At 66.5% G+C, this 8,550-nt stretch carries 9 protein-coding genes and 1 pseudogene; 6 read left to right on the forward strand and 4 right to left on the reverse strand.

What is annotated here, in order from left to right:
- On the reverse strand, window positions 1–1,159 hold a 1,159-nt coding region (locus GJ632_RS16170), incomplete at its 3' end, for a protoglobin domain-containing protein (protein ID WP_394351822.1).
- Between the two features lie 174 nt (window positions 1,160–1,333).
- Between GJ632_RS16170 and GJ632_RS16175 the strand changes: the two genes are divergently transcribed.
- Window positions 1,334–1,969 carry a rubrerythrin family protein gene (locus tag GJ632_RS16175; protein WP_191453486.1) on the forward strand — a complete coding sequence of 212 codons (636 nt, stop codon included), beginning with the start codon at window positions 1,334–1,336 and terminating at the stop codon, window positions 1,967–1,969.
- A complete protein-coding gene (locus GJ632_RS16180; RefSeq protein ID WP_191453487.1) occupies window positions 1,969–2,535 on the forward strand; it encodes an MOSC domain-containing protein in 567 nt (188 codons plus the stop codon). The genes GJ632_RS16175 and GJ632_RS16180 overlap by 1 nt, the downstream gene beginning before the upstream one ends.
- A gap of 9 nt (window positions 2,536–2,544) precedes the next feature.
- Here the strand turns inward: GJ632_RS16180 and GJ632_RS16185 are convergent, their stop codons facing one another.
- From GJ632_RS16185 to GJ632_RS16195, 3 genes are all read right to left on the reverse strand, one after another.
- A complete protein-coding gene (locus GJ632_RS16185) occupies window positions 2,545–3,498 on the reverse strand; it encodes an acetamidase/formamidase family protein (protein ID WP_089806787.1) in 954 nt (317 codons plus the stop codon).
- Between the two features lie 203 nt (window positions 3,499–3,701).
- On the reverse strand, window positions 3,702–4,940 hold the full coding sequence (locus GJ632_RS16190) for a mandelate racemase/muconate lactonizing enzyme family protein (RefSeq protein ID WP_191453488.1): 1,239 nt from the start codon (window positions 4,938–4,940) through the stop codon (window positions 3,702–3,704).
- A 167-nt stretch (window positions 4,941–5,107) separates the two neighbouring features.
- A complete protein-coding gene (locus tag GJ632_RS16195) occupies window positions 5,108–5,722 on the reverse strand; it encodes a hypothetical protein (RefSeq protein ID WP_191453489.1) in 615 nt (204 codons plus the stop codon).
- 265 nt (window positions 5,723–5,987) lie between these two features.
- Between GJ632_RS16195 and GJ632_RS16200 the strand changes: the two genes are divergently transcribed.
- The 4 genes and pseudogenes from GJ632_RS16200 to GJ632_RS16215 all read left to right on the forward strand — a co-directional run.
- Window positions 5,988–7,079: a TasA family protein gene (locus GJ632_RS16200; protein ID WP_191453490.1), complete on the forward strand. Its 1,092-nt coding sequence runs from the start codon at window positions 5,988–5,990 to the stop codon at window positions 7,077–7,079.
- Window positions 7,080–7,187: 108 nt separating this feature from the next.
- Window positions 7,188–7,721 carry a signal peptidase I gene (locus GJ632_RS16205; protein WP_191453491.1) on the forward strand — a complete coding sequence of 178 codons (534 nt, stop codon included), beginning with the start codon at window positions 7,188–7,190 and terminating at the stop codon, window positions 7,719–7,721.
- Window positions 7,718–8,272: a hypothetical protein gene (locus tag GJ632_RS16210; RefSeq protein ID WP_191453492.1), complete on the forward strand. Its 555-nt coding sequence runs from the start codon at window positions 7,718–7,720 to the stop codon at window positions 8,270–8,272. The genes GJ632_RS16205 and GJ632_RS16210 overlap by 4 nt, the downstream gene beginning before the upstream one ends.
- Window positions 8,272–8,550: pseudogene (locus GJ632_RS16215) on the forward strand (hypothetical protein); the annotation flags it as partial. The gene GJ632_RS16210 and the pseudogene GJ632_RS16215, both read left to right, overlap by 1 nt.

Consider the following 8,550-nt stretch of genomic DNA (forward strand, 5'->3'; position numbering starts at 1 on the left):
CCTCGACGAGTTCCGAGATGTTGCCGGCGAACTGCTGGGTCTCCTCCGCGAGGGACTTGACCTCGTTGGAGACGACGGCGAACCCCTCGCCGGCCTCGCCCGCCCGCGCCGCCTCGATGGAGGCGTTCAGCGCCAGCAGGTTCGTCTGCTCGGCGATGTCGTTTATCGTCTCGATGACGCCGTCGACCTCGTCTATCTTCGCCTGCAGGCGGCGAACGTCCTCGGACGCCTCGGCGGCCGCCTCGCTCACCTCCTCCATCACCTCGATTGCCTCGTCGGCCGCCTCCTCGCCGTTGGCGGCGCGGGTGGCCGCCTCGACGCTCGTGTTCTCGACCTCTTCGGCCGTCGCGGCTATCTCCTCGACGGTCGCGCTCATCTGCGACACCTCGCCGGCGACGCGTTCCATGTCCTCGACCTGTTCGGACGCGATGTCCCGGATGTCCTCGGCGCGGTCGGAGACGACCTGTGAGGACCGGTGGACGTCGTCGATGGGGTCGCGGAGTTCCCGTTCGACTTGCGAGGCGAGTTTCCGGCGCCGGTCGGCCTGCTGTCGCGCCTCTTCGCTGTAGGAGTGGATGTACGTCTCCATCGCCACCTGCTGGTCGAGGAGGAACAGTTTCAGAAGCGAGAGCGTCCGCTCGACGACGGCGTCGACGGCGGCGTCCACGTCGCCGCCGGCGGACTGCCCGCGGAGACCGGCGAGCAGTCCCCCGTCGCCGTCCGCGCCGGCGTCTCCCTCGAACTCCCGCTTGACGTCGTCGCCGATGGCCTCGACGAGGCGTTCGTAGTAGACGGAGTACGCGCCGAGGTAGAACTTCGGTCCCACGTCGAGCATGTCGTGAATCTTGCCGACCCGCGCCCGGCGCTCGAAGTAGCTGCGGTCGTACTCACCGCGTCCGAGCGACTTCAGGTACGACGCCTGGTCCCGCTTGAGGGCGTCCAGTCCCTTGCTCGACCGGCCGAGAATCTCGGCCGCGTCGTCGTCGCTCGTGAGTTGGTCGTAGAACTCGTCGACCACGTCGTCGGCGATGCTGTCGAACAGCGGCGAGAGCTCGGTCAGTCGCTCCGCGTCGCTCTCGTCGAACCGGTTGAACGACTTCCGCCACGCGATCTCCTCGGCGTCGAGTCCCATCGTCTCTGCGAGTTCCGTCCCGTCCACCGTCTGCGACGCGCGTCGTCGACGGCGAACTGGTCGTCTTCCATACGCGTTGTCCAAACCGTTTCGACATATGAACGTTCGCCGTGAGATATCACTCTCGATAACGAGAGAGTTATATAGCCAACTGTCCGGCACCGGGCGAAGATTCAGGGTCGCCGCGACCGACCGCTCGGTATGGACGGAGAGACGCTTCGCTCGGCGGTCGAGAGGGACAAGCAGACGGAGTTGGCGCGACTCGGGTCGCAGCAACTGCTGGTCGCGTTGACCGACGCGGACCTGACGCGCGAACGCGTCCTCGACGTGGCGGCGGCGTCGGAACACGCCGCGCGCGAGACGTTCCGCGGGTGGGCGGACGACGAGGCGAACGCGGCGGCGCGCGAGGCGTTCGCCGCCGTCGCCGACCAGGAGGCCGACCACCTCCGACGCGTCAGGGCCGAACTCGACGGCGACTGGGAGGCCGACGACGAACCGGGACCGATGCACGGGTACCTGCGCGGCCGCGACGAGACGGTCGAACGAATCGCGGGCGGGATGGTCGGCCGCCCCCTCGTGAGTCACCGGACGTACAACCAACTCATCGGCTTCTTCGTGAACGAGGCCGACGAGGCGACGGCGGACGTCCTCCGGGACCTGAAGGCCGAGACGGCCGAGACGCTGACCGAGGGCCTCTCGCTGCTCGAATCCACCTGTGAGGACGACACGGCGTGGGAGACGGCCCGAACGGTGGCAGGGTACACGATTCAACTGGCGTACGACGACTACGCGGACGCCCTGCAGGGTCTCGGCTTCGACCCGCGGTCGGTGTGCTGATGGCCGACGACGACTCCGCCGCCGCGGACGCCCGGGCCGACGTCCACGGCACCGTCGAGGCCCTGTGGACGAGTCCCGAGGACGGCGCCCCGATGGAGTCACACGAGAGCATCGACTGCGTTGAGGGCGGCATCCGCGGCGACCGGTACCTCCGCGGGACGGGCCACTACTCGCCGTTCGACGTCTGCGAGGTGACGTTCGTCGCGGCCGAGGCGTTGGAGACGATTCGCGAGGAGACGGGTATCGACCTCACGGACGGCCGGCACCGCCGGAACGTCATCGTCCGCGGTCCGGACCTCCGCGACCTGTTGGCGACGACGTTCCGCGTCGGCGAGGCGACGTTCCGGGGGACGCGTCCCCGGCCGCCCTGCGCCCACGTCGAACGGGTCGCGGGCGAGGAGGGCGTCGCGCGCGCCCTCGGGAGGAAGCGCGGCGGCATCTGCGCCGACGTGGTCGAACCGGGGGCGGTCCGTGTCGGCGACGAACTCGAACTGCTGGAAGCCGACCCGCGGACTGTCGGGCGGTCCATCGCGGACCGACTCCGCGAGGCGTTCGGCGGGGAGTAGCCCGGGGCCCTACTCGGGGAAGATGCTGTCCGGTAGGTACGCCGTCACCGTCCAGTTCGGGGCGTCGACGACTTCGCTTATCTTCAGGTCCACCGCCGCCGAGCAGAGGATGTACGCCTCGCCGCGCGTCAGGTCGCGTTCGGTTTCGAGGTGGTCTATCATGTGCCGGACCGCCTTCTTCGTCGCCTCCATCAGGTCGTCGGCGATGCCCGTCGTCGCGTACATCGGTTCGTCCGACCCCGTCGGCGTGAACGGCCCCGTCGTCTTCAGTTGCGGTTGCTCGATGGATTTGTCCGTCAGTACGTCGAACCGCGCGGTGACGAACATGGGTGCCTCGATGCCCGTGACGCACACCTCGCCGTCGCCCTGCGCGGCGTGGCAGTCGGCGGTGGAGAACAACGCGCCCTCAGTCTCGACGGGGAGGTACACTGTCGACCCCTTCGTCATGTGCTTGACGTCCATGTTGCCACCGGTGTCCCGCGGCGGGAGCGTGTCGTGTTCGCCGTCCTCGCCGGGCGCGACGCCGATGATGCCCGGGAACATGTCCAGCGGAACCTCGATGCCGTTCACGAAGTGAGCCACGTCCTCCTCCAACTCCCAGACGTGCAGTCCCGCCTCCTCGAACTCCTCGGGGAGGAGGCCGAGGCCCATCTCGCCGGGCATGTAGCCGGTGAACCCCCAGCCCTTGTGCTCGAAGTCGAGGAGTTCGACCGCCAGCACGTCGCCGGGTTCCGCCCCCTCGACGGCGACGGGACCCGTCAGCGGGTGAACCGGGTCGAAACTCGCGGTGGCGAGGTCCTCGGCGTCGGAGTCGGGACCGACCTGTCCGTCGAGTGCGTCCCGGCACTCGAAGCGGACCACCTCACCCGGTTCGACCGTCACGAGGGGGTCGAGGCTGTTGTCCCAGACGTGGTGGACGTTCTCGTCGTCGTCCGTGAGTTCGTAATCGACTTCGTACGTCATACGATAGCACTAGCCGCCTCGGTCGATAAATGTGAGGCTCCCGTCAGGTGAGGGTTCAAATACGAAGGCGCGGCCAAGACCGCCGTGACGTAATCACGGCCCTTCGCGACTCGCGGTCGCGCGGCGCACTCGCGACGGGACGCCTGCGGTCTGCGCCGCCTGTTCGCCAAAAAGCTGCCGTCAGCCGACCGCCGGACGTCTCGTCACTCCTCGTCGAACAGTTCCTCGCCGGCGACCATCTTGTCCTCGACGACGTCCATGTCGAGCGTCACGCCGAGTCCCGGTTCCTCGGGTATCTCGATGTAGCCGTCCTCGATGACCGTCTCCTCGACCAGGTCCTCCCACCAGCCGAGTTCGTAGGAGTGGTACTCGACGGCCAGCGAGTTCGGGATGGCCGTGCCGACGTGCGCGGAGGCCATCGTCGCGACGGGCGAAGAGACGTTGTGCATCGCGACGGGGACGTAGTACTGGTTCGCCACGTCGGCGATCTTCTGCGTCTCGCGCATGCCGCCGACCTTCGGCAGGTCGGGAGCGATGATGTCCACGGCCTGATTCTCGATGAGTCGGCGTTCCTCGGTGACGCGGTAGCGGTTCTCGCCCACCGTGATGGGTGTGAGCGTGGACTTCGTGACTTCCTCCTGCACTTCGAGGTTCTCCGGCGGCACGGGGTCCTCCAGCCACCAGACGTCGTAGTCCTCGATGGCCGCGGCGAGGCGTTTCGCGGAACTCGCGGAGAACGTCCAGTGACAGTCGAACGCGACGTCTGCGTCGTCCTGCACCCGTTCGGTGACTTTCTCGACTATCTCCGCCTTGTGACGGATCTCGCCGGGTCGGAGGTGTCGGTTCGCCCGGTCCTTCTCGTGGCCCGAGGGCACGTCGAGGTCGAACTTCAGCGCGTCGTAGCCGAGTTCGTCGACGACGCGTTCGGCCTCGTCGGCGCAGGCGTCCGGGTCGGCCTCGTCTTCGGTGTGGCAGTCGCAGTAGACGCGGACCTCGTCGCGGTACTTGCCGCCGAGCAGTTGGTAGGCCGGTATCTCGAGAATCTTGCCCGCGAGGTCGTGGAGGGCGATTTCGATGCCGGAGATGGCCGTGACCGTGACGCCCTCAACCGAACCCTCGCCGGACATCTTCTGGATGAGGTGTTCGAACAGTCGGTCGATGTCGAGGGGGTTCTCGCCGACGACGAACGGTTTCATCCGCTCGATGAGTTCCGGGACGCCCGCACCCCAGTACGCCTCGCCCGTACCGACGATGCCGGCGTCCGTGTAGATGCGGACGAGCGTCCACGGGAAGTTCCCGTTGATCATCGTCGTCTGCACGTCGGTTATCTCCACGTCGCGGCCGCCGCCTCGCTTGGCCGTGACCCCCATCGTCTCCGAGGAGAGGTTTCGCATCGTATACTCCGCGTTCGGGTCGTGTAAGTCTGCGTAGTTTCTGACCATGGTTTTTCGTTTACTCGATAAGTTGTAAACCTTTGCACTCCGGCGGCTGAGTCGTCGGAGCGTCCGATTCGAACCGCGGGGGCGTCACACAAAAAGAGCGTTCGTCCCTGTCTGAAAGCTCTCGGTGGGCGAAAGCTTCCCCCGGGACGGATTCCGACAGAACCGAGTCAGACGCGGCGCGTCGGCGGCTTGCCTTGCGACCCGAGTCGACGGCGACGCGTCCACCGGACGTGGACGGCGCTGGCGACGACGAACAGGAGCGAACTGAACACGGCGGTCTGCGTCATCGAGAGGACGGAGAACGGGTACGCGCCGACTGCGACGGCCGCGACCAGCGAGAGCGAGAACAGCGAGAGTCCGAGGTAGAACGTGCTCCACGTGATGTCGTTTCCGGGCACGACTTCCATGTAGACGTTCAGGTCGTCCGCCCGTTCGGCGAGACAGATCGGGTCCGACGACGACTCGTAGGTCACGATGCCCGCGTCGTCCATCCGCGGGAGATGCGTCTGGTGGAGGGCCACGTGGACGCGCCGTCGCTGTTTCGACGTGACGGCCTCCGGAGGCACGTCGTTCTCCCAGGCCGCGACGTGCCGGGACAGTTGGTTCAGCGAGGGCGCCTCCTCCTCCTGCATCAGGTAGTGGAGGGCGAACCGTCGCCGGTCGTTACTCAGGATGTCGAACGCGTCTCGTGCGGAAAGTGGCTCGTGCGCGTCGTCCGATGCCCCCTTCGGGCCTGCGCACTCGTCACTCCCCTGCACCGACGCTGCATCGATGCTCCCCATGACTCGCTGTCCGTACAGTCACTCCACAAACAGTTAAATCTATAGGATAATCAATATTTCTGGTACGTATGCCTGTCGGGACACTCTGCGTAACGTAACACTTGGTTTCGTCCGTTTAATCGCCCGTTTCGTCGGACGAGCGGAGAATCTCGGTCAGGAATGGCTTCCGTTCGAATCCGTAACTTTCCGGTAAATTCTCGAATGCTGACCATAGATAAGGGGGTGCCGTCCCATCGTTCACCTGCCGAAAGGCGAGAGAGAAACCATGACAAACGACACCAACATCGAACTTTCGCGGCGGAAGATCCTGGCGGGACTCGGCACCATCGGTCTGGCGTCTGCGGGGGCAGGCGCGGGGACGATGGCACTGTTCGAGGACAGCGAGGACGCACAGGCGCAGGTCCAGTCGGGGACGCTCGACCTCCGAGTGAACGGCGCGAACGGCACCGTCACCATCCTCGACGAGTCGGGTATCGCACCGGGAGATAGCGGGTCGAACTCGTTCTACGTGCGGAACGCCGGCAACGTCGGCGGCATCCTCAGCGCGACCGTCGGCGACGTGGTCGACCACGAGAACGGTCGTAACGACGCGGAGAAAGAGGTCGACAGCACGAACGGCCAGGGCGAACTCTCCCAGCACCTGAAGATGAGCCTCTCGGTCGAAGGAGACACCATCGGGCCGGCGACGCTGGCGAACACGCAGGGCAGGACGTTCGGCCCCTGGATGCTCGGCGGCGGCGTGAGGACCAAGATCACCGTCAACTGGCACCTGCCCGAGTCGGCGGGTAACGAGGTCCAGAGCGACCGCGTGACGGCCGACCTCGGCCTCACGCTCACGCAGGGGAACATCGTCGAGGCGACCAGTGGTTCCGGGTTCCCGAACCTCGCGTCCGGCGACTTCAACGCGGCGTTCCGCTACGGTGACGACGGCGGGTCGGCCGAACAGGAGATTCTCATCCAGAACTCCGCGCCGTCCGCGGGCGACGTCCACTACGACTGGGACGAAGACGAGCACACGTTCACGATGGAGTACGACCAGTCGAACGACGAACTGACCATCTCCATCGACGGCACCGAAGTCACCTCGCAGTCGGGTCTGCCGACGGCGGACGACGGCGTCGGCATCACCGTGGCGTCTCGAAACGCCGACGACGGCGGCGTCACCGTCTCCGACCTCACCATCGACGGCGACATGGTCGTTCCCGGCACGGTCAGTGCCTCGGGTGGCGAGGGCAAGAACCACATCGAGGCGACTCCGGGTATCTCCGGCGGTCTCACCCTCGAAGGGACGTTCCAGTTCACGTTCGGTGCGAGTCCGGAGGCGGAAAGCCCGGCCATCTACTTCGACTTCAACTGAAGGGGCCGACAGCAACGAACGGTAGGCAACGCGGTCCTGTCCGACGTGGACTCCAGTTCCACTTTCACCCCCTCGCGACCGCTCGCAGTATTTCGATATTCCAAACCCATGACACCAACAAACGACCACCTGAAGACGATTGCGACGGTGATTTTCGTCCTCGCAATCGTGCCGTTCGCCCTCTTCGCCGTTCCGCAACTGGCCGGCGCGAGTCACAGTTACGTCGTCCTCTCGGACAGCATGTCGCCCGCCATCGACGCGGGCGACGTCGTGTTCGTCGCGGACGAACCGACCGACGAGATTTCGGAGGGAGACGTCATCACGTTCGCCAGCGCGGACGTCGCCTCGGGGACGGGGTCGTCGCTCGTCACGCACCGCGTCGTCGACGTGGTCGAACGCGACGGGCAGACGGCGTTCCGGACGAAGGGCGACGCCAACGAGGAGGCCGACCAAGAACTCGTCTCCCCGCGCAACGTCGTCGGCGTCGTCTCGTTTCACCTCCCGCTGGTGGGCTACGTCGTGACGTTCGCCAGTTCCCGACTGGGGACCGTGCTGTTCCTCGTCGTCCCCGCCGTCCTCCTCGGCGGCGGCGAACTGTACGACCTGTACCGCGGCGCGTTCGGGGAGGAGGAGGGCACATGAGCGACCGAGCGCGGACACGACTCTCGCTGCTCGTCGTCGCCGTCCTCGTCGCGTCGCTCGCGGGCGGCGGTGCGGTCTACGGCGCGCTGGAAGACCGGGAGACGGCGTCCGTCTCCATCGGCGCGGGGACGTTCACGCCGACCGAATCGGCTACCGTGGAGTCGCTGGGTGCAGCGTCCGAGACGACCGAAACGGACGACTCGACGCTGGATACCGTGACCGAGAACGAGACGGCAACGACCGGGAACGCGACGATGACGGAAACCTCGACGGACGGAGCGGTGACCGGTACCGAGACCGAGACAGACACCGAGACAGGAACGGATACTGAGACCGAGACGACACCGAACACCGACACCGAGACTGAAACGGATACTGAGACCGAGACGACACCGGACACCGGCACCGAGACTGAAACGGACACCGGCACCGAGACGTCGCCGAACACCGATACTGAGACCGAAACAGACACAGACACCGAGACGACGCCGAACACCGATACTGAGACCGAAACAGACACCGATACCGGCGGCACGGAGGTGAGCACCTGATGCGCGTCGAACTGACGAAACGGACCGCGCTGGTCCTCCTCGTCCTCCTGACCGTCCTCGCCGGGGCCGGTGTCGGCCTGATACAGGACGGCGGCGACTCCGACGCCGGACCCGCGCCGCCGACGGTCACCGTGACGCCGCCGGGAGACGGTGCGGTCGAAGACGGGACCGAGCGAGACGGCGACACCGGGTCCGTCGACGGCGCGGCGACCGAGACGCCCGACGGCGGCGACTCGTCGGGGACTGACGCCGGCGGCGACGCGGCGGACGGCGCGACG

It is taken from the genome of Halogeometricum sp. CBA1124 (assembly GCF_009741955.1).
GTDB classification, from domain to species: Archaea; Halobacteriota; Halobacteria; order Halobacteriales; family Haloferacaceae; genus Halogeometricum; species Halogeometricum rufum.